Source organism: Nocardiopsis alborubida (assembly GCF_012396365.1).
Lineage (GTDB): Bacteria > Actinomycetota > Actinomycetes > Streptosporangiales > Streptosporangiaceae > Nocardiopsis > Nocardiopsis alborubida.
Window position 1 is genome coordinate 1 of sequence record NZ_JAAXPG010000026.1, and the last position, 20,197, is coordinate 20,197.

Genomic DNA, 20,197 nt, shown 5'->3' on the forward strand with positions numbered 1-20,197 from the left:
GGCCCCGGACACCGCTGTCGGGGCCGCAGGCGCCCATGACCGGCTTCCAGACCCCGGCCGCGGACGCACAGGCCCCGCACCCCGGGCCGCAGCACCCCACGGCACCACCGCAGACACCCGTGTCGGGGCCGCAGGCACCCATGACCGGTGCCCAGAGCCCGGCGTACGCGCCGGATCCGGCGGCACCGCGCCCTTCGGCGTCCGGGCCGCAGCAGCCGGTACCGGCCCCCGAGGCTCCCGTGTGGGAGCAGCGTCCCCACGCACCGAACCCGCAGGCGCCGGTATCGGGTGCGCAGGCGCCGATGAGCGGGCCCCGGACACCGCTGTCGGGGCCGCAGGCGCCCATGACCGGCTTCCAGACCCCGGCCGCGGACGCACAGGCCCCGCACCCCGGGCCGCAGCACCCCACGGCACCACCGCAGACACCCGTGTCGGGACCGCAGACACCCGTGTCGGGTCCCCAGTTCCCGCCTCCGCCCTACGCCACCGGCCCCCAGCAGGACGCCCACACCCCCTGGACGGGTCCGCAGTCCCCGCCCCCGGCACCTTCCGGGCCGCAGCCCCCGTCCGGCACGGACTCCCCGCCCTCCCCGGCCCTCCCTCCCCCAGGTCCGCAGACCCCGCCCGCCACGGCGTGGTTCCAGGCCTCGGGCCCCCAGGCCTCGCACGCGCCCGCCGCCCCGCCGCACTCACCGCCCTTCCCCGGGGACGCGGTCCCGCGCCCTGCGCCAGGGCCCCGACAGCCGCACCCGCCGCAGTCACGTGAGCTCAGGCCCCGGCACACCGGGTTGGAGGGGAGCAGGCTCCCGGCCGTCGACGCGGGCGGCACCGCCGAGATCATGATGGCGAAGCTGCGCGGCGAGGAGATCTCCGCGCTGCGCGCCTGGTCGCGCCTGGAGGGCTGGACCGGCACCGCCGAGTCCTCCTCCCTGCCCGTGGACGAGTCCGCGCTGGCCGAGGACGACACCCCCTCCTGGGGCCCGGCGCCCGAGACCGAGCAGGACCAGCCGCGGTGGCGCCGCCACCTCCACATCGCCGTGACCGTGTGCGGCATCCTCATGGTCACCAGCGTCTCCGGGGTGTTCGCCGCGCTGGAGTCACCGGCCCCGGTGGTCGCGGCCGCCGAGCAGGAGGCCGAACCGGAGCCCGCGGCCGAGGAGGAGGCCGCCGAACCGGTCGTCGACCCCTCGGCCCCGCCCGAGGTCTCCGCGCCGACGAACGTCGTCCTGGCGGACAGTCTCAACGCCGTCGAACTCAACTGGACCGACAACAGCGGCGGCACCGCCTCGTTCTTCGTGCTGGGCGGCCCCTTCGGCCACGAGGCCGCCACCCTGGCCCGGACCGGTCCCGGCGTGGTGTCCGCGCAGGTCGCCACCGGCTACACGGGCATGGAGTACTGCTTCACCGTGATCGCCGTGGACGGCTCCGCGTCCGCCGCCGAGGAGGTCTGCACGACCCGCGCCGCCGACCGCGCCGAGGCCGAGCGCCTGGCCGAGGAGGAAGCCGCGGAGGAGGCCGCCCGGGAGGCGGAGGAGGAGGCCGCCGAGGAGGAGGCGGAGGCCTCACCGTCCCCCGACCCGGAGGAGCCCCCGGAGTGAGGCGTCGCGCCGGAGCCCGTGACGCCCTGAAACCCACCGCGCCCATGGCGGGCCGAAACCCCCACCGCGCACCGCGAACCGCGCCGTAGACCGTCACAGCGCCCACACCGGTGTGATCTGCGACGTATCGCCGGAACGCGACCTTGGATAGCGTCTTCGGGTTGTGTCGCGCGTGCGCAGTGGGGGCGCCTCTTGTCCGGGGTCTTGATCGGTTTCGGTGTCATCACCAGCATCGTGGTCATCGGCTACATGCTCGGGCGCATCCCCCTCCTCGGCCCGGGGGCCAAGGAGGTGCTCACCAAGCTGGCCTTCTACGTGGCCAGCCCCGCGCTGCTGTTCACGATCCTGGCCGACGTCGACCTCTCCGTCCTGGTGTCCGGGCCGGTCCTGGTCAGCGTCCTCAGCGTGGCCGTCGTGGCGCTCGCCTTCGTCGTGTTCGGGCTCGTCCGGCGCCAGGGCGTCGGACTGACCACGGTCGGCGCGCTCGCGTCCTCGTACGTCAACGCGGGCAACCTGGGCATCCCCATCTCCGTCTACGTGCTCGGCGACGCGTCCCTGGTCGCACCCATCCTGCTCACGCAGCTCCTGGTCCTGGCCCCGGTCGGGCTCACCCTCATGGACCTGGCCGACGGCGACGTGCGCGGGGTGGGCCCCGTCTTCCGGCGGGCGCTGGGGACGCCGGTCCGCAACCCCGTGGTGATCGCGTCCCTGGCGGGTGTGGCCGTCTCCGCCTCGGGCTGGGTTCCGCCCGAACCCCTGATGGAGCCCTTCCACCTGATCGGCGGTATGGCCGTCCCCGCCATGCTGCTGGCCTTCGGGATCTCCCTGCACGGCAGCCCGTTCCCCGGCCGGGGCCCGGAGCGGGTGCCGATGCTGGTCGCCGTGGCGCTCAAGTCCGTGGTCCAGCCGCTGGCGGCGTGGGCCCTGGGCGCCCTGGTCTTCGACCTGGACGCCTCCAGCCTGTTCTCCGTCGTCGTGCTGGCTGCCCTGCCCACGGCCCAGAACGTCTTCAACTACGCCACCCAGTACCGCACCGGCGAGGTGATGGTCCGCGAGGTGGTGCTCGTGACCACCTTCCTCACCATCCCCGCACTGCTCACCGTCACCTTCCTGCTGGGGTGAGCCGGGGCCGGGCCCGTTCCGGGCCCGGAACCCTCCCGATGGTGGAGCTGGCTGTAGTACCGGAACGCCCGTCCGTACCAGTGCTCCGAACAGCCCCGGATCCTAGGTTCGAGGGGTAGCGAAAACACCCCTGGGAGCCCCTGATGCCACGAGTCCCCCGCGTCCTGCCGATGCTGGCCGCGCCCCTGATGATCGCCGCCGTCCTGGCGCCCGGCGCGGCCTCGGCCGCCGCCGCGCCCGGTGTCGCCGCGGCCCTGCCGGGCGCCCCGGCCGAGGCCGCGCCGCTCAACCCCGAGACCGCGCGGGAGTTCGTGGACACCCGCGTCGCCGAACTGCTGGAGGAGCACGGGGCGCCCGGCGTCGCCGTGACCATCGTGGCCGGGGGCGAGCAGCTCGCCTCCGCCTCCCACGGATACGCCGACCTCGCCACCGAAACCCCCATGGACCACACGGTCCACACGCTTCCCACGGGCTCGGTGTCCAAGTCCTTCACCGCGGCCGCCGCCCTCCTCCTGGCCGAGGACGGGGAGATCGACCTGCACGAGGACGTCAACACCTACCTGCCCGAAGCCGCCCGGCTGCCCATGGACGGCGTCACGATGCACCACCTGCTCACGCACACCGCCGGGTTCGCGGACGTGCTCGACTTCCCCACGGCCGGGGACACCGAGCGGCACCTGACCCTTGAGGAGGTGTACAGCACGCTCAAGCCCGAGGCGCTCTACGAGCCCGGCCGGTTCACCGCCTACTCCAACCACGGGAACGGCCTGGCCGGGTACATCGTCCAGGAGGTGAGCGGCCAGCCCTTCGAGGAGTACGTCGACCAGAACCTGTTCGAGCCGCTGGGCATGGACAGGAGCGCGTTCCTCCAGATCTACGACGCCCGCGAGGTCTACGAGGTCCCGACGTTCCACCTGCCCGACGGCAGCCAGGCCGAGGACCTGCACGTCTCCCAGGCGCCCGCGGGTGCCTCCCTCGCCTCGACCGACGACATGGCCCGGTTCATGCTGGCGCTGCTGGACGGAGGCGAGGTCGACGGCGAGCGGGTACTGCCCGCCCACGTCGCCGAACAGATGCTGGCCAGCCAGCACGAGTCCCACCCGGAGGCCCCCGCCGTGGGCTACGGCACCTACCAGTGGCGGGGCGGGGACTCCCCGGTCATCGGCCACGCCGGCGACCTGACGGGCATGCACACCGCCTACACCCTGATCCCCGGGATCGACGCCGGGATGTTCGTCGCGGTCAACGGCGACGACTCCGTCGCGGGAAACCCCCTTGAGGACCTGCGGATGGCGGTGACCCAGGAGTTCTCGGACACGTTCGACCCGCAGGTCCCTCCGACCGGGGAGGCCGACACCGGCACCGACCTCGGCGCCTACACGGGCACCTACGTCAGCAGCCGCCGCGCCGCCAGCGGGCCCGGCCAGATCGTCGCCCTCTTCGACAACATGACCGTGCGCGAGGCCGGGGACGGCACCCTCTCCGTCAACGGTGCGATGGCGACGGACGACCGCTGGCTGCCCCTCGGCGGAGGACGGATGTCCGCTGAGAACGGCGAGGACCAGCTGACCTTCCTGGAGGAGGACGGCGAGGTCGTCGCCCTGGCCACGGACAGCAACGCCACCCAGGTCTACGAGCGGACCACCCCGCTGACCAGCCCGATCACGCACGGCGTGGTCGCCGCAGCCGGGCTGCTCGTCCTGTTCACCACGTTCGTGCAGTTCCGCCGCGCACCGGACCGGTTCACCGTCCTCGCCCGCGTGCTGGCCTCGCTGACCGCTCTGAGCTGCTTCGCCGCCGTCGGGTTCGTCGTGTACGGGCTGCTCGACAGCCACACGCTGGAGCAGTGGATCTTCAGTGAGTCCCTCGCGCTCACCCTGCCGCTCGCCATCGCCGTCCCTCTCACCCTGGCCACCGCGGCCGTGGCCGTGACCGCCTGGGTCAGGGGGTGGCTGCGCCCGGCCGGGCGGGTCCACCTCTCCCTGGTCGTCCTGGCCGCGACGGCCGTCATCGTGACGGGGGCCCAGTACGGCTTCGTGCTGCTGGTGTCCTGAACAGACCCGGGTCCGGAGCCCCGTCCTGGTTCCGGACCCGCCGCGGACCCCGGCGCGGGCTGAACAAGGAGCTAACATCCCGGGGCGAAAGGTACACACGCGACGCCCCTCCCGATACCATCCCCACAGTTCAGGGGAACGGCGGAACTCCTGCCCCCGTCCGCGCGTCCCACCCGTCATCCGGACCCGCTCCAGTGGCTTCGACGGCCACGGGCGGGCCTCCGTGCGTGGAGGACGTCGTGTCCCCCCGCGGGATCCGCGTTCGAGGAGAGGAGACCCCCACATGACCACCGAAGCGGGCGGCAACCCGATCGAGGGGATGCGTGGCGGCGAGTACGCCGAGACGCTCGCGGCCGCCATGGCCGGGCTCGCCGACGCGTTCGACCTCCTCATGGAGGACGCCGAGAGCGCCTCGGGCCACGACGACGTCAGAGCCGGGTTCGGCACGTTCAAGGAGAACACCGCCCAGGCCCTCATCGACGTCCAGGCGCTCGGACTGGCGCTGGCCGACAACGTCCAGGCGGGCGCGGCGGAGATCGCGCAGAACGACCTGGACAGCTCGGAGGACTTCAGCCATCCCTGGGAGTCCCACCGCGACATCAACTTCGAGGGCTGACGGCGCCTCCCGCCGGCCCTCACCGCCTCCCCGCCCGTCCGCCGCCCCTCCGAGGAAGACCGTGGCAACCTTCTCCGTCATCTTCGTCCCCCGCGACTTCTACTACGACTCCAAACCCGTCTACGACTGCGCGGCGGATCTGGAGGTCCTCAACGCGCGCGTCCTCGGCCGGGCCGACGACCTCAACGGGAGCTTCGACTCCGCCGCCGGCGAGTTCACCGACGTCATCGCCTGGGACGTCCGCAGCATCTCCGAGGAGGACCTCCAGAACTGGCGGGACGCCGCCGTCTCCGTCACCTACGCCGCCTCGGTCGCCGAGATGTGGGCGGACGCCGTCAAGGCGTTCCACGACGAGCGCGACGCGCAGATCACCAGCTGGGAGGGCAGCAGGACGGAGAAGGAGAACGCCGTCCCCTCCAAGTACCAGGACGACCACATCACCGCCTCCCACCCCCAGGCCGACGGCTTCCTCTGGACGGACTGGGGCGCGGGGGACGAAGCGCGCTGCCGGGCCCTCTACGACGAACTCGTCACCGTGCAGGAAGGCCTCATCTCCCGCGAGCAGACCAACTGGCAGGGTCTCCAGGACAGCGCCGAGGAGATCCGGACGATGCTCGAACAGGGGCCGACCCCGGAGAACGTCCGCAAGCTCATGGACGCGGGCAACGCCAACTGGGCGTTCCTCAACATCGATCCCTCCCGCTACTCCTCGCTCATCGAGGACAGCGAGCTCACGCCCGAGAACGCCGAGGAGTACGCCGACGAGCTCGCCGCCTACTGGTCCGGCGACAAGCCGCTGGACGACCGCTACCACGAGCTGATGCTCGTGCTCTCGATGCTGGGGACCGGCGCCCGGCAGAACCAGCAGAACGGCACGGAGCTCAGCCCCGAGGAGATCGCGTTCCTGGAGGAGTTCTACGAGCAGCTGGAGGAGCCCTACCGCAGGGACGGGGCCGGAGCGGGCATCATGGTCTACCCCGATCTCATGGCCGAGTCCGACATGAGCGACGAGGAGCGGGAGGACGCCCTGGGCGTCCTCGGCAACGGGCTGCTCGCGCTCTCGGACCCCGCGCTCGGCGGAGGGTACGACAGCCTGCCCGAGAGCTTCCGGTACGCCGTCGAGGGGTCCTGGATCAACCCCGACGCCGAGAACAAGCTCCCCGGCACACCCGTGAGCATCGGGATGGACATGAAGGCGCTCTCCGCCTTCATGGAGCACACGGACGAGGACCTGGAGGGCGGCTACGGGCTGTCGACCAACCTGCACCTGACCACCGGCGCCTTCCTCGACGCCTGGGGCGACGACCCCGACCCCGACGGGGTGCTGCCCGACTCCGAGCAGGTCTCCCACATCATCGACGTGGCCAGCCGCAACACCGACGCCAACTACTACATGCTCACCGGCGAGCACCTCAACGGGGAGGAGGGCGTCGACCACGGCGACGAGGACCTGCGCACGCGGGCGCTGGAGGGCACGCTCACCCACGAGTGGCACGACGACGGCCACACCGCCCGCCAGCTCACCGACTGGCTCGCCGAGGACATCCACAGCGAGGACCCCGACGTGCGCCAGCGGGCCGGGGACGGTTTCGCCGGGTTCATGGAGACCATCACCGACGCGGACATGCACGCGGCCCTCGTCAACACCGGCGTGGACGTCACCGAGGGGGACAACGAGTACTCCGACGCCTCGTTCACCCAGTTCAACGGGGAGCTGGCCGACAGCCTCGCCGACATCTTCGACGCGCACATCTACAGCTTCGCCAACGGTGAGGTGCTGGGCGGCAACGACGTGCCGAACTCGGGTATCGGGGAGTTCGAGGCGGACAGGAGCTTCGTGGACATGGGGCCCGACGAGCGGGCCATGTACATGCAGCTCCTCATGGGCAACGACGAGACCGCCGGGCGCGTGGTCAACTCCGTGGACGCCTACCAGCAGATCGAGTCGTTCGCCTTCCTGGAGACCGGAAACGAAACGGCCGCCGCACGCGGTGCCGGACAGCTCCAGGGCCTGCTGGAGCGGGCCCTGTGGCTGGAGTCGGAGGACCGCAGCGACGACCTCGGCGTGCAGGTCGAGCGCAGGACGCAGATCGCCGAGTTCGTGGTGGGCGAGGCGACGGGTCTGTCCGAGAAGATCCCGGTCATCGGCGCCGCCGTGTCCAAGGGGTTGGAACTCGGCCAGGACAGCATCGTGAACGCGATCATCGACGGCGAGTACGAGGTCTCACCCCGGTTCCCCGTCTACACCAGCGAGGAGAGCATCCTGCGGAACTTCCGGATGGAAACCCTCGACTACCTGGCGCAGAACACTCCCCAGTCGTTCCAGGACAACACCCAGCGCGGCGATTTCAGGGTCCTGGTCGACAACGGTGTGGTGACCGTCGAACGCGACGGACAGGTGCTCGACGCCTCCGACATCACCAACGACTTCGTGTTCGACGAGTCCGTCACGGTCAACGTCGCGGGGGGCACCGACTGGTCCGACCTGGACAGCGACAACCTCGACGGTGTCGACGACGCCCTCTCCGGGGTCATGGACACGACGCACATCTACGGCGAGTACATCGACGAACACGGCGAGCCCGTCAGGCACGACGGCGCCAGCCAAACGTGGGTGGGTCAGTTCGTCGACGTGTACACGGGTGCCTACGGCGAGACGAGGGACTACTTCAACGGCGAAGTCGAGGGTTTCCGGTCTCCGAACGAGGAGGCCGGGTCATGACGGACCGGGCCATCGCAGCGTTCCCGCGTCCGAACCGTCCCGGGAGGAAACCCTTGACCCGCCGTAAGGGCCGTGTACCCGCCCTCCTCGCGATCACCCTGTCTGCGTGCGCGGCTCTGACCGCGTGCTCCACACCTGAGCCAGAACCTGAGAGGGGAGGGCTGCCACCGGACTACGTCTCCTTCTTCTGGGTCGAACGGCAAGTCATGCTTCACACTCTCGACCGCATGCTCGTCGAGAACGATCCAGAAGAGGTTCTTGAGAACAGCACCGGCAGCCGGGACAGACTGTTCGAAGCCCGGATCCTCCAGGAGACCGAGGACGGGTACACCGTCGAACTCGACTATGACGAGTGGCGCACCGAAGAGGTCGGTCCCATCAGCCGAATCGATGCCGCTCTGGCCAACGCCACCGAATTCAACGAGGTCACCTGGTGCGGTGAGACCGTCAACGGCGAGGATTTCGTCGACGCCTACGTGGAGGAGTTCTGGGAGACCCTCGACTCCCACGAGGAGTACACGGCCAGCATCGCCGACTACGTCGACTGCGGGGACGGCACCCCGTAGCCCGGTCCGGGCCCTCCGGAACCGCGCTGAGCCCGAAACCGCGCGCCCCGGGACGGGCTCCCCTCACGGGAGAGGGGCCGGTGCGACGCGCACCGGCCCCCGGCTCACTCCCGCTCCCGCCCTCCGGAAGTCCCTAGCCCCAGGCCAGGGCGGTCAGCTCCGGGTCCTCCAGCGCCGTGCCGATGTCGCGCAGCACCTTGGAACCCAGCTCCCCGTCGACCAGCCGGTGGTCGAAGGACAGCGACAGGGTCGTCACCTTGCGGATCCTCAACTTGCCCTTGTGCACCCAGGGCATGTCCCGGATCTGCCCGAAGGCGAGGATGGCCGCCTCTCCCGGGTTGAGGATCGGGGTGCCCGCGTCCACGCCGAACACGCCGACGTTGGTGATGGTGATGGTGCCGCCGGACATGTCCGCCGGGCTGGTCTTGCCCGCACGTGCGGTCTCGGTCAGCCGCTTCAGCCCCGCCGCGAGCTCCGGCAGGGTCATGGCGTCGGCGTCCTTGATGTTGGGCACCACCAGGCCGCGCTCGGTGGCCGCCGCGATCCCCAGGTTCACGTAGTTCTTGACCACGATCTCCTGGTTCTCCTCGTCCCAGGAGGCGTTGACCTCCGGGTGCCGCCGGACCGCCATGAGCAGGGCCTTGGCGACCAGCAGCAGCGGGGACACCCGCACGTCGGCGAAGTCGGGCCGCTCGCGCAGGCGCGCGACCGCCTTCATCGTCCTGGTGACGTCCACCTGGAGGAACTCGGTGACGTGCGGAGCGGTGAACGCGCTGCCGACCATCGCCGCGGCCGTGTGCTTGCGCACGCCCTTGACGGGCACGCGCCGCTCGCGCGCGGTGCGGTCCGCGGCCGCCGCGGGGGCGGCCTCCACGGCCTGCGCGACCTGCGGGCCCTCCTGGGCCCGGCCGACCGCGGCCCGGACGTCCTCGCGGGTGACGACGCCGTTCTCCCCCGTGGGGGCGACCGAAGCCAGGTCCACACCGAGGTCCTTGGCCAGCTTGCGCACCGGCGGCTTGGCGAGCGGGCGGCCCGGTGCCTGGGCCGCCGGGGCCGGAGCCGCCCGAGTCCCGCCCACCGCGGGCGTGTTCGCGGGCGCGGGCTCGCTGATCCGCGGCACGGGCGGCGACACCGGCGCCGAGGGGCCCGGGCGGCGGCGCGGGCGGCGCTGGGTGGAGGCCGCCTTCTCGCCGTAGCCGACCAGCGGCTTCTCCCGCTCCTCGGAGCCGGTCTCCGCGGCGGCCTCGCCGGAGGAGCCGCCGGAGCCGTCGTCCACGGTGATGATCACCGCGCCGACCTCCACGGTCTGGCCCTCCTCGGCCAGCAGCTCGCGCACGGTCCCCGCGAACGGGCTGGGGAGCTCGACGACCGCCTTGGCGGTCTCGATCTCGCAGATCATCTGGTTGACCCCGACCTCGTCACCCGGCTTGACGTACCAGGTGAGGAGTTCGGCCTCGACCAGGCCCTCTCCGACGTCGGGCAGCCTGAACGACTGCACTCCGCCGACGGCGGGTTCGTTCTTGGAAATCGCCATGTCCTTCGGTTTCCCCGATCCCTAGTACGCGAAAGCCCGGTCGACCCCGTCCAGAACCCGGTCCAGGTCCGGCAGGTAGTGCTCCTCCAGCCGGGACTGCGGGTAGGGGGTGTCGAACGCGGCCACACGGATGACCGGCGACTCCAGGTGGTAGAAGCACTCCTCGGTGACCCGGGCGGCGATCTCCGCGCCGGGACCGCCGGAGAGGGGCGCCTCGTGGGCGACGACCAGGCGCCCCGTCCTCTTCACCGAGGCGAACAGGGTCGGGTAGTCCACGGGGGACAGTGACCGCAGGTCGACGACCTCCACGGAGTGGTCGGTGTCGGCCTCGGCGGCCTGGAGGGCCGTCTTGACCATGGGCCCGTACGCCAGGAGGGTCACGTCCGTGCCGGGGCGGACCACGCGGGCGGCCCCCATGGGGGCGGCCTCGGCGATGGACGCGTCGGTGTCGACCTCGGCCTTCTCGTAGTAGCGCCGCTTGGGCTCCAGGAAGATCACCGGGTCGTCGGAGCGCACCGCCTGCTGGATCATCCAGTAGGCGTCCTCGGGGTTGGCGACCGACACCACGCGCAGCCCGGCGGTGTGGGTGAAGTAGGCCTCCGGGGACTCGCTGTGGTGCTCGACCGCGCCGATGCCGCCGCCGTAGGGGATGCGCATGACCACGGGCATGCTGAGCGTGCCCGCCGAGCGGCGCCGCATCTTGGCCAGCTGGGTGAAGGTCTGGTTCGCGGCCGGGAAGAAGAAGCCGTCGAACTGGATCTCCACCACGGGGCGGTAGCCGCGCATGGCCATGCCGATCGCGGTGCCGACGATGCCGGACTCGGCGAGGGGGGTGTCGATGACCCGGTCGGCGCCGAAGTCCTTGTGCAGGCCGTCGGTGACCCGGAAGACGCCGCCGAGCCTGCCGACGTCCTCGCCCATGACGAGGACCTTGGGGTCGTGCTCCATGGCGGCGCGCAGGCCGGCGTTGATGGCCTTGCCGATGGTGAGGTTGGTTCCCATGGCCTAGCGGCCCCCTTCCGCGCCCGCGCCCTCGAAGGAGGCCAGGTAGTCGGCGAACTCGGACCGCTGGTGGTCGATGTGGACGTTGGGCTCGGCGTAGACCTCGTGGAAGATGTCGAGGGGCTCGGGGTCGGGCAGGGAGCGGCACTCGGTGCGCACCTGCTCGCCCAGCCGGTCCGCCTCGGCGTCCACGGACGCGAAGAACTCCTCGTCGGCGTGGCCGCCCCGCTCCAGGTAGCGGCGGACCCGCAGGATCGGGTCCTTGGCCTTCCACTCGTCGAGCTCGGCCGACGCGCGGTAGCGGGTGGGGTCGTCGTTGGTGGTGTGGGCGCCCATCCGGTAGGTGAACGCCTCCACGAGCGTGGGGCCGTTGCCCTCGCGGGCGTTGGTCAGGGCGGCGCGGGTCACGGCCAGGCAGGCCAGGACGTCGTTGCCGTCCACGCGCAGGCCGGGGAAGCCGAACCCGGCGGCGCGCCGGTAGATGGGCACGCGGGCCTGGCGCTCCAGCGGCTCGGAGATCGCCCACTGGTTGTTCTGGCAGAAGAAGACCACCGGGGCGTTGTTGACCGAGGCGAAGTTGAACGCCTCGTTGGTGTCGCCCTGGCTGGTGGCCCCGTCGCCGAAGTAGGAGATGACGGCGGTGCCGTCCTCGCCGACGGCGCCGTCGCGCTGGACGCCCATGGCGTAGCCGGTGGCGTGCAGGGCCTGGCTGCCGATGACGATCGTGTACAGGTGGAAGCCGTGCTCGTGGGGGTCCCAGCCCCCGTTGGTGACGCCGCGGAACATGCCGAGCAGCTCCCGGGGCTCGATGCCCCGGCACCAGGCGACGCCGTGCTCGCGGTAGGAGGGGAACGCCATGTCGTTCGCGCGCAGCGCGCGTGCGGAGCCGATCTGCGCGGCCTCCTGGCCCAGCAGCGAGGCCCACAGGCCCAGCTCGCCCTGGCGCTGGAGGGAGACCGCCTCGCTGTCGACCCGGCGCACCAGGACCAGGTCTCTGTACAGGGCGCGGATCTCCTCCGCGCTGATGTCCAGGGGGTAGTCGGGGTGCCCCGTCAGCTCCCCTTCCGGTGTCAGGAGCTGGATCAGCTCCGGTTCCTCGTGCACGGTCGTGTCCGACACGTTGCTCCCTCGGGTTCTCGGGGCCGAATTCGCGTGGGTGAACGCTGATCGGCCGAATCACGGTCCTCGTCCCACCCGGGGTGGTGGGCGGGAGTCGGACAGCCCTCTCCATATCGTGACAGACCTCACCATGGAGAGCGCAAGCCCTCAGCGCCACCTTTTCAGCTGCGCGCCCCATGATCCCCGATCGCCCACCAGGGCGATTACCAGGGCTTCCTAGCACTTACAAGGGCTCCCCACGACTTTTCGAGCACGCGGCCGCGACACGCCGGGCACCGGCCGCCCCGGACGCGGAGGAACCGCGCACCCGGCTCTCCGGCACCGGCGAGGAGTCGTCGGTCCGCGGCCCCTCCGGACACGCCCTCATGACATCCGTCATGCGACGAACGCTGTGGAACGCGGAGGAACCAGGTGACCAGTGGTACTACTGTGCGCCATCCGCCGAAACTAGGTTCAGAACATGGACCGCGACGACGAACACCCCTCCCCCCAGCCGACCCTCACGGCTCCCCCGGCCCCGGACGCGGGACCCGGGTACCCGCCGCCCGAGACCAGGCGGCGGCGCGGCCCCCGTCCGGTCCCGCCGGGTGTGCCCTACCACCGCGTCCTCGCCCACGAGAAGCGCCGCGTCTGGCGCGGCATCGCCGCCCTCGTCCTCTTCGTCGGCGGGATGCTGGTCTTCTCATTCGCCGTCGGGCTCCTCGGCGCGTTCGTCGACCTGGCGCTCGGCCGCTCCAGCGTGATGCTGGGCGGCGACGAGTTCACTCCCATCGCCCAGGCCTCCGCCCTGCTCGGGCTCGCCCTGCTACTGCCGTGGAGCATGCTCATCCAACGGTGGCTCTACGGAGTGAAGGGCGCCTCGCTGCATTCGGTCCGGTCCCTCTTCCGAGCCGACGTGTTCGGACGAACCCTCCTGGTGATCCTGCCCGTCTGGACGGTCTACCTGGCCCTCTTCTCCGCCTTCACGCCCTACCCCGAAAGCTCCTGGCTGTTCGCCGACCTCATCGCCATGTTCGCCGTCATCCTGCTGCTGGCGCCGTTGCAGTCGGCCGGTGAGGAGTACGGTTTCCGCGGGCTCGTCTTCCGCGTCGCCGCGAGCTGGGGCCGTGGCGCGCGCACCAGCCTCGTTCTCGGCGTGGTCGTGTCGAGCCTGCTGTTCATGGTGGCGCACCTGGCGTTCGACCCGTGGCTCAACCTGTACTACTTCACGATGGGCGTCACCCTCGCCCTCATCACGTGGCGCACGGGTGGCCTGGAGATCGCCGTGGTCATCCACGCGGTCAACAACACGCTCGCCTTCCTCATCACCACCATCACGCACACCGACATCATGGAGGGGATGGACCGGTCGGCGGGCGCCGCGTCGCCCGTCATGCTCGTGCCCTGCGTCCTCCTCGTCGCTGTCACGGCCGTGGTGTGGCTGCGCACGCGAAGGACGGGACCGGAGACGACCCCTGTGGGGACGGCCCCGATCCCGGCGGCGGAACGGAACGCGTGATCGGTCGAACCGGGAAAGAGCGCCGGACCCAGGGAGCACCCCCCTTTTCCGGGCACGGGGGAGGCCACCGGCGGCGACTCCGGGGCATCACCGGTGTGGTTCGCGTGGGAAACGTGGTCGGTCCGCCCGGACATCGGGACCCGGGGCCTCGGAGACCCTCCGCGCCATGGGCTTCGGGCGGTTTCCGCACCGGGTGGACCGGAACCGGCCCCGGCGGGCAGGGCCCCTCCGGTCATCGGACGATTTCGGGGACAGGGGCGGCGCGGCCCGGACCGGGCCACGGGGGCGGTCCTGGGCACGGGCGCGTACGACGGGGTTCCGGCCCGTCGGCGGGGGTCCTATCCGGCGCTGGGGACGCGCACCCCGCGGTCGCGGGCGTAGTCGGCGAGCATCTCGCGGAGCTGGCGGCGGGCGCGGTGCAGTCGGGACATCACCGTCCCCAGGGGCGTCCCCATGCGCTCGGCCACCTCCTTGTAGGCGTAGCCCTCGATGTCGACGAGGTAGATGACCTCCTGGAACTCCTCGGGCAGGCGGGCGAGCGCCTGCTTGATGTCGGAGTCGGGCAGGTGGTCCAGGACCTCGTTCTCGGCCGACCTCATGCCGGACGACGTGTGCGCCTCGGCGGCGGCGAGCTGCCAGTCCTTGATCTCGTCGGTGGTCTCCTGGCGCGGTTCGCGCTGCTTCTTGCGGTAGCTGTTGATGAAGGTGTTGGTCAGGATCCGGTAAAGCCAGGCTCGCAGGTTCGTACCCGCACGGAACTGGTGGAAATTCGCGAAGGCCTTGGCGAAGGTCTCCTGAACGAGATCCTCCGCGTCGGCGGGGTTGCGGGTCATCCGCAGGGCCGTGGGGTAGAGCTGGTCGGCGAACGGTGTCACCGCGGTGGCGAAGTCCAGCGTCTGCTCCCCGTCGCGGGTCCCACCGGTCGTGGAGGCCTGGTCCATTTCGATAGTCGTCAAGATTCCCCCTCAGGACGACCGGACGGTCACTTCCACTGTGTAAGACGCCGCCGCATGCCTCCAATGATGACATCAATCCACGTGATACGAGTCACGGGACCCCCGAAACAGTCCCCGGCACCCTTCAACGTGAGGTAAAGGCCCGGCGCGCCTCCTGGTCAGGATGCCTACCCGTTTGCGCGTGCCGTACGCTTGCGTCGTCCCCCTCCCCGCCTCTCCGGGGAGGCGGCCCGCCCGCCGCAGGCACGTGCGGCACACCCCTTTTCCTTGTGGAGGACCCTGTGGCCCGCGTCGTTGTTGACGTCATGCTCAAGCCCGAGATCCTGGACCCCCAGGGCCAGGCCATCGCCGGGGCCTGCTCCCGGCTGGGCTTCGAGGGGATCGAGCAGGTCCGCCAGGGCAAGCGCTTCGAGGTCGAGGTGGAGGGCTCGGTGGACGAGGCCAAGCTCGCCGACGTCCGCCGCCTGGCCGAGACCCTCCTCGCCAACACCGTCATCGAGGAGTACAGCGTGCGCGTGGAGGACTGACCCCGCACGTGTGATCCGGAACACTCCTCGTGCCGTGCCGCCCCCCGAAGTCCGCCATCGCGGGAAACCCGCGGAAAATCCGTGAGAATTCGCCCGCACGGTGTCCGACGTGCCCGAAGTGCCGGATAAGAACAGCCGTGTCCCCGCCGGGGACACGGCTGTTCGTTTTACTCCGCCCACCCTCGGGGAAGGTTCCTAACATGCCGGGATGAACACGACAACGGAGTACGAGAGGTGTACGAATGGACGCCGATTTCTCGATCTCCCTCCCCAGGCAGGCGTACACGGTCGCCGTCGCTCGCGATGTTCTGGGCACTCTCCTCGTTCGCGCTGGGGTGTGCGGGGACTGCGTCGACGACATCCTCCTGGCCGTCTCCGAGGCCTGTGCCAACGCGATCGACCACGGCGGGCCCGCCCGCGACTACAGGGTCGAGGCGGAGATGGGCGGGCGATGGTGTGAACTGCGGATATCCCATACCGGGAGAGCGCCCGATCCCGTGGCGCTCGCCGAGCGGTTCACCACCGACCGCACGCCCCTCCCCGGTCTGGACGCAGAATCGGGCAGGGGCATTCTGTTGATGCGCTACCTCATGGACGAGGTCGCCTTCGAGGGGGAGCCAAGGACGACGGTCCTGCTGCGCAAGCGGCTCACGGCGTGCGACGAGCCGCCGGAGGCGGACGCCGCCGAGCAGGTACCGGCCCAGCGCTACGCCCTGATGTGAGCCGGCCGAGCCGCTTGTCCCCCGGCCCCGGGACGCGGCGGCCCGCGGCGAGGGCCGCGACCGCGCCGACGACGCGCGGCCCCCGGCGCCGCGCCGCGAACGCGGACCACCCCCGTGACGCACACCACAGGAGGCTTCCTGCGCCACCGGTCCCGCCTGTGGAATGCCACACGGAGACGCGGTACGCGACCGCGGGAGCTTGGAGCTTCATCCAAGCGAAGGGCCTCCGAGGGGATCCGCTGTCGTACCCGACCACAGGTGAGCGGGTACGCTGCCAAGTGCGGACGCACCGTCCCCAGTGACGGGGCCAGGCAACGGCGTCTCCTCGCCGTACGCTCCCCGTGCACGCGGGGACGGACTCGACCCGATCTCTCGGAGTGTGCTCATGACAGCCCGTGTGGGCGTCGTCACCTTCCCCGGCTCCCTCGACGACAAGGACGCCGCGCGCGCGGTCGCGCTGGCGGGCGCCGAACCCGTCCCGCTCTGGCACGCGGACGCCGACCTCAGGGGCGTCGACGCCGTGGTCCTGCCCGGCGGCTTCTCCTACGGCGACTACCTGCGCTGCGGCGCCATCGCCCGGTTCGCCCCCCTGATGTCGGAGCTCGTCCCGGCCGCCCGCTCGGGCGCGCTGCCGGTCCTGGGCATCTGCAACGGCTTCCAGATCCTGTGCGAGAGCCACCTGCTCCCCGGCGCCCTGACCCGCAACTCCTCGCTGCGGTTCGTCAACCGCGACCAGGTGCTGCGCGTGGAGAACACCGGCACCGCGTGGACCAGCGCCTACACCGAGGGCCAGGAGGTCCTGGTGGTGCTCAAGAGCGGTGAGGGCAGCTACGTCGCCGACGAGCACACCCTGGACGAGCTGGAGGCCACCGGCCGCGTGGTGGTCCGCTACGTCGGCGGCAATCCCAACGGCTCCCGCCGCGACATCGCCGGGATCACCAACGAGCACGGGAACGTCGTCGGCCTCATGCCGCACCCCGAGCACGCCGTCGAACTGCTCACCGGCCCCTCCGACGAGGGCCTGGGCTTCTTCTCCTCGATCCTCGCCCACCTGGCCGCCGGTTCGCCGGTGAACGCCTGAGCCGCATCCCGAACTGGAGGGTTGGCCGATGATGGGGCTGCTGCGCTCCAGAAGGACGATGTTCGTCCTCGTCGGGCTGGTCGTCGTCGGACTGGTGGTGTCCGCGGGCATCGGCCTGTTCAACGCCATCGGCTCGGCACCCGTCGCCTCGCCCCTTCCCCAGGGCCAGCCGGACGGGGGCCAGGACGGCGCCCCGTCCCAGAACCCGCCGCCGGACGTGGACGTGCTCGGCCAGGCGCCCTCCGGTCTGACCTACGTCTCCGACCCGGAGGCCGACGTCTACTGCGAGGGCACCGAGTGCGTCCGGCTGGTGATGGTCGTGACCGAGGACGGGGAGCCGACCGAGGACTCGCGCGAGACCGTCGACACGGTGGTCGCCCACCTCCTCGGCCGGGGCTGGGAGGAGCAGGAGCCCCAGGGAGCGCCCGAGGAGCAGGTCTTCCTCAGCGACGGCGACCACATGCTGGCCGACACCTCCGCCCACGACGAACCCGAGTCCCCGGCGACGCTGATGCTCGGCGACGCGAGCGGGCCCGAAACGCCCTGACCCGACCTTCCGCGCCGTTGGTCGGACGCCACGGCCCGGCTTCCACCCGCACATCCCGAACGGAACCACGCATGTCTGAAGCACCTGGTCTCGACACCGTCGCCGTGGCGCACGACAACCCCGACACACCCCAGCCGTACGCCGAACTGGGCATGGCCAAGGACGAGTACGAGCGGGTACGCGAGATCCTGGGCCGCCGCCCCACCTCCGCCGAGCTGGCCATCTACTCGGTCATGTGGAGCGAGCACTGCTCCTACAAGTCGTCCAAGGTGCACCTGCGCCAGTTCGGGGAGAAGGCGCCCGAGAACGACGCCCTGCTCGTCGGCATGGGTGAGAACGCGGGCGTGGTGGACGTCGGCGACGGCCGCGCGGTCACGTTCAAGATCGAGTCGCACAACCACCCCTCCTACGTGGAGCCGCACCAGGGCGCGGCCACCGGCGTGGGCGGCATCGTGCGCGACATCCTCACCATGGGCGCCCGGCCCGTCGCGGTGATGGACGCGCTGCGGTTCGGCCCGGCCGACGCCGACGACACCAAGCGGGTGCTGCCCGGCGTGGTGTCGGGCATCTCCTTCTACGGCAACTGCCTGGGCCTGCCCAACATCGGCGGCGAGATCGGCTTCGGCGCCGGGTACATCGGCAACCCGCTGGTCAACGCCCTGTGCATCGGCGTGATGCGGCACGAGGACATCAAGCTGGCGCAGGCGCCCGGCCCGGGAAACAAGGTGGTGCTGTTCGGCTCCACCACCGGCCCCGACGGGATCGGCGGCGCCTCCGTGCTGGCCAGCGCCACCTTCGACGACGAGTCGCACGCCAAGCGGCCCAGCGTGCAGGTCGGCGACCCGTTCATGGAGAAGCTGCTCATCGAGTGCAGCCTGGAGCTGTTCGAGAAGGACCTGGTCGTCGGCATCCAGGACCTGGGGGCGGCGGGCGTGTCCTGCGCCACCACCGAACTCGCGGCGGGCGGCACCGGCGGCATGCGCGTCCAGCTGGACCGGGTCCCGCTGCGCGACCACCGGCTCACTCCCGAGGAGATCCTCATGAGCGAGTCGCAGGAGCGCATGATGGCGATCGTCGAGCCCGCGAAGCTGGACGAGTTCCTGGCCATCTGCGACAAGTGGCAGATCCTGGCCACCGAGATCGGCGAGGTCACCGACGTGACCCCCGAGGAGGCCGAGCGCGGCGGTCGCCTGGTGATGACCTGGCACGGCGAGACCGTGGTGGACATGCCGCCGCGGACCGCCTCCGACGAGGGCCCCGTCTACCAGCGCCCGTACGCGCGCCCGGCCTCGCAGGACGCGCTCCAGGCCGACGACGCCGGGAAGCTGGCCCGGCCCTCCGGCGACGCCGAGCTGCGCGAGCAGGTGCTGCGCGTGCTGGGAGCCCCGGGCGTGGGCGACCCGACGTGGGTCACCCAGCAGTACGACAGCTACGTGCGCGGAGACACGGTGGTCTCCACCCCGCACGACGCCGGGATGATCCGCGTCTCCGACGACTCCCACCGCGGCGTGGCCCTGTCCACGGACGGCAACGGCCGCTTCACCAGGCTGGACCCGTACGCGGGCACGCAGCTGGCCTACGCCGAGGCCTACCGCAACGTCGCCGCGACGGGCGCGCGCCCGCTGGCGGTGACCAACTGCCTCAACTTCGGCTCGCCCGAGGACCCCGGGGTGATGTGGCAGTTCGCCGAGTCCACCCGCGGGCTGGCCGACGCCTGCCAGCAGCTGGGCACCCCGGTGACCGGCGGAAACGTGAGCTTCTACAACCAGACCGGTGACGTGGCGATCAACCCGACCCCGGTGATCGGTGTGCTCGGCGTGATCGACGACGTGCGCACCCGGCTGCGGACGGCGTTCGACACCGAGGGCGCCCGGGTGTTCCTGCTGGGCGAGACCCGGCCGGAGTTCGGCGGCTCGGCGTGGGCCGACACGGTCCACGGCCACCTGGGCGGACTGCCGCCGCGGGTGGACCTGGCCGCCGAGGCCGCCCTGGGCGAGGTGCTGGCCGCCTCCGCAGAGCGCGGCCTGGCCGAGGCCGCGCACGACCTGTCCGACGGCGGCCTGGCGGTCGCGCTGGCCGAGTCGGCGATGCGCGGCGGCCGGGGCGTGCGGGTGACCGTGGACGGGGACGTGTTCACCGCCCTGTTCAGCGAGTCCGGCGCCCGCGCGGTCGTCGCGGTGCGGCCGGGCGAGGAGGAGTCGTTCGTGGCACTGGCCAACGAGCACGGCGTGCCGGTGGAGCAGATCGGCGTCGTGGGCGGCGAGACCCTCTCGGTCACGCACCCCGGCGGCGCAGTGGAGGTCGCGCTGACCGAGCTGCGCGCCTCCTACGAGGCGGCCCTGCCCGCCCTGATGGACGGCGTGTAGCACCGCCCGTCCGCGGCGGGGGCGTCCTTCGGGGCGCCCCCGCCGCGTCGTCTCAGCCGACCCTCGTCTGCTCACCTCCGCGCGCGGCGTCCGGAGGTTTTCCGCGTGGTTGCCGCTGGCTGGGTAGGGGACCGGGAAGGAACAGTGGACCGGGTCCCCCGCGGTAC

At 71.4% G+C, this 20,197-nt stretch carries 16 protein-coding genes; 12 read left to right on the forward strand and 4 right to left on the reverse strand.

What is annotated here, in order from left to right; all coding sequences use genetic code 11:
* The first annotated feature begins 788 nt into the window (after positions 1-788).
* From HGB44_RS23615 to HGB44_RS23640, 6 genes are all read left to right on the forward strand, one after another.
* Positions 789-1,598, forward strand: coding sequence for a hypothetical protein (locus HGB44_RS23615; RefSeq protein WP_168444123.1), 810 nt, complete (start codon positions 789-791; stop codon positions 1,596-1,598).
* A 192-nt stretch (positions 1,599-1,790) separates the two neighbouring features.
* Positions 1,791-2,720: an AEC family transporter gene (locus HGB44_RS23620; protein ID WP_061079666.1), complete on the forward strand. Its 930-nt coding sequence runs from the start codon at positions 1,791-1,793 to the stop codon at positions 2,718-2,720.
* 143 nt (positions 2,721-2,863) lie between these two features.
* Positions 2,864-4,774 carry a serine hydrolase domain-containing protein gene (locus HGB44_RS23625; protein ID WP_231972358.1) on the forward strand — a complete coding sequence of 637 codons (1,911 nt, stop codon included), beginning with the start codon at positions 2,864-2,866 and terminating at the stop codon, positions 4,772-4,774.
* 283 nt (positions 4,775-5,057) lie between these two features.
* Entirely contained in the window at positions 5,058-5,390 is a 333-nt protein-coding gene (locus tag HGB44_RS23630; protein WP_061079664.1) for a hypothetical protein, read from the forward strand.
* Positions 5,391-5,451: 61 nt separating this feature from the next.
* Entirely contained in the window at positions 5,452-8,112 is a 2,661-nt protein-coding gene (locus HGB44_RS23635) for a TPR repeat region-containing protein (RefSeq protein ID WP_061079663.1), read from the forward strand.
* Positions 8,113-8,318: 206 nt separating this feature from the next.
* Positions 8,319-8,678 (forward strand): hypothetical protein, encoded by a 360-nt coding sequence (locus HGB44_RS23640; protein ID WP_061079662.1) that lies wholly within the window; start codon positions 8,319-8,321, stop codon positions 8,676-8,678.
* A 133-nt stretch (positions 8,679-8,811) separates the two neighbouring features.
* On the opposite strand, the gene HGB44_RS23645 is transcribed toward HGB44_RS23640, so the two are convergent.
* Genes HGB44_RS23645 through pdhA form a run of 3 tightly spaced genes read right to left on the reverse strand, consistent with a single transcriptional unit; the run spans position 8,812 to position 12,333 of the window.
* Positions 8,812-10,212, reverse strand: coding sequence for a dihydrolipoamide acetyltransferase family protein (locus HGB44_RS23645; protein ID WP_061079661.1), 1,401 nt, complete (start codon positions 10,210-10,212; stop codon positions 8,812-8,814).
* A 21-nt stretch (positions 10,213-10,233) separates the two neighbouring features.
* Entirely contained in the window at positions 10,234-11,214 is a 981-nt protein-coding gene (locus HGB44_RS23650) for an alpha-ketoacid dehydrogenase subunit beta (protein ID WP_061079660.1), read from the reverse strand.
* Between the two features lie 3 nt (positions 11,215-11,217).
* Positions 11,218-12,333 (reverse strand): pyruvate dehydrogenase (acetyl-transferring) E1 component subunit alpha, encoded by a 1,116-nt coding sequence (gene pdhA / locus HGB44_RS23655; protein WP_061079659.1) that lies wholly within the window; start codon positions 12,331-12,333, stop codon positions 11,218-11,220.
* 460 nt (positions 12,334-12,793) lie between these two features.
* Here pdhA and HGB44_RS23660 point away from each other — a divergent pair, with 460 nt between their 5' ends.
* Positions 12,794-13,831 carry a CPBP family intramembrane glutamic endopeptidase gene (locus HGB44_RS23660; RefSeq protein ID WP_061079658.1) on the forward strand — a complete coding sequence of 346 codons (1,038 nt, stop codon included), beginning with the start codon at positions 12,794-12,796 and terminating at the stop codon, positions 13,829-13,831.
* Positions 13,832-14,169: 338 nt separating this feature from the next.
* Here the strand turns inward: HGB44_RS23660 and HGB44_RS23665 are convergent, their stop codons facing one another.
* A complete protein-coding gene (locus HGB44_RS23665; protein ID WP_061079657.1) occupies positions 14,170-14,787 on the reverse strand; it encodes a sigma-70 family RNA polymerase sigma factor in 618 nt (205 codons plus the stop codon).
* A gap of 281 nt (positions 14,788-15,068) precedes the next feature.
* Between HGB44_RS23665 and purS the strand changes: the two genes are divergently transcribed.
* From purS to purL, 5 genes are all read left to right on the forward strand, one after another.
* Entirely contained in the window at positions 15,069-15,314 is a 246-nt protein-coding gene (gene purS, locus HGB44_RS23670; protein WP_061079656.1) for a phosphoribosylformylglycinamidine synthase subunit PurS, read from the forward strand.
* Between the two features lie 242 nt (positions 15,315-15,556).
* Entirely contained in the window at positions 15,557-16,036 is a 480-nt protein-coding gene (locus HGB44_RS23675; RefSeq protein WP_061079655.1) for an ATP-binding protein, read from the forward strand.
* A gap of 385 nt (positions 16,037-16,421) precedes the next feature.
* Positions 16,422-17,117, forward strand: a complete 696-nt coding sequence (gene purQ / locus HGB44_RS23680) for a phosphoribosylformylglycinamidine synthase subunit PurQ (protein WP_061079654.1) — start codon at positions 16,422-16,424, stop codon at positions 17,115-17,117.
* A gap of 28 nt (positions 17,118-17,145) precedes the next feature.
* Complete coding sequence (locus HGB44_RS23685; RefSeq protein ID WP_061079653.1) at positions 17,146-17,664, forward strand: hypothetical protein; 519 nt, start codon at positions 17,146-17,148, stop codon at positions 17,662-17,664.
* Between the two features lie 71 nt (positions 17,665-17,735).
* Positions 17,736-20,030, forward strand: coding sequence for a phosphoribosylformylglycinamidine synthase subunit PurL (purL, locus tag HGB44_RS23690; protein WP_061079652.1), 2,295 nt, complete (start codon positions 17,736-17,738; stop codon positions 20,028-20,030).
* Positions 20,031-20,197: the final 167 nt, after the last annotated feature.

Coding starts and splice junctions, on each gene's coding strand:
- HGB44_RS23625 (WP_231972358.1), top strand. CDS start 2,864: ATGCCACGAGTCCCCCGCGTCCTGCCGATGCTGGCCGCGCCCCTGATG.
- HGB44_RS23630 (WP_061079664.1), top strand. CDS start 5,058: ATGACCACCGAAGCGGGCGGCAACCCGATCGAGGGGATGCGTGGCGGC.
- HGB44_RS23640 (WP_061079662.1), top strand. CDS start 8,319: ATGCTTCACACTCTCGACCGCATGCTCGTCGAGAACGATCCAGAAGAG.
- HGB44_RS23645 (WP_061079661.1), bottom strand. CDS start 10,212: ATGGCGATTTCCAAGAACGAACCCGCCGTCGGCGGAGTGCAGTCGTTC.
- HGB44_RS23650 (WP_061079660.1), bottom strand. CDS start 11,214: ATGGGAACCAACCTCACCATCGGCAAGGCCATCAACGCCGGCCTGCGC.
- HGB44_RS23660 (WP_061079658.1), top strand. CDS start 12,794: ATGGACCGCGACGACGAACACCCCTCCCCCCAGCCGACCCTCACGGCT.
- HGB44_RS23675 (WP_061079655.1), top strand. CDS start 15,557: ATGGACGCCGATTTCTCGATCTCCCTCCCCAGGCAGGCGTACACGGTC.
- purQ (WP_061079654.1), top strand. CDS start 16,422: ATGACAGCCCGTGTGGGCGTCGTCACCTTCCCCGGCTCCCTCGACGAC.
- HGB44_RS23685 (WP_061079653.1), top strand. CDS start 17,146: ATGATGGGGCTGCTGCGCTCCAGAAGGACGATGTTCGTCCTCGTCGGG.
- purL (WP_061079652.1), top strand. CDS start 17,736: ATGTCTGAAGCACCTGGTCTCGACACCGTCGCCGTGGCGCACGACAAC.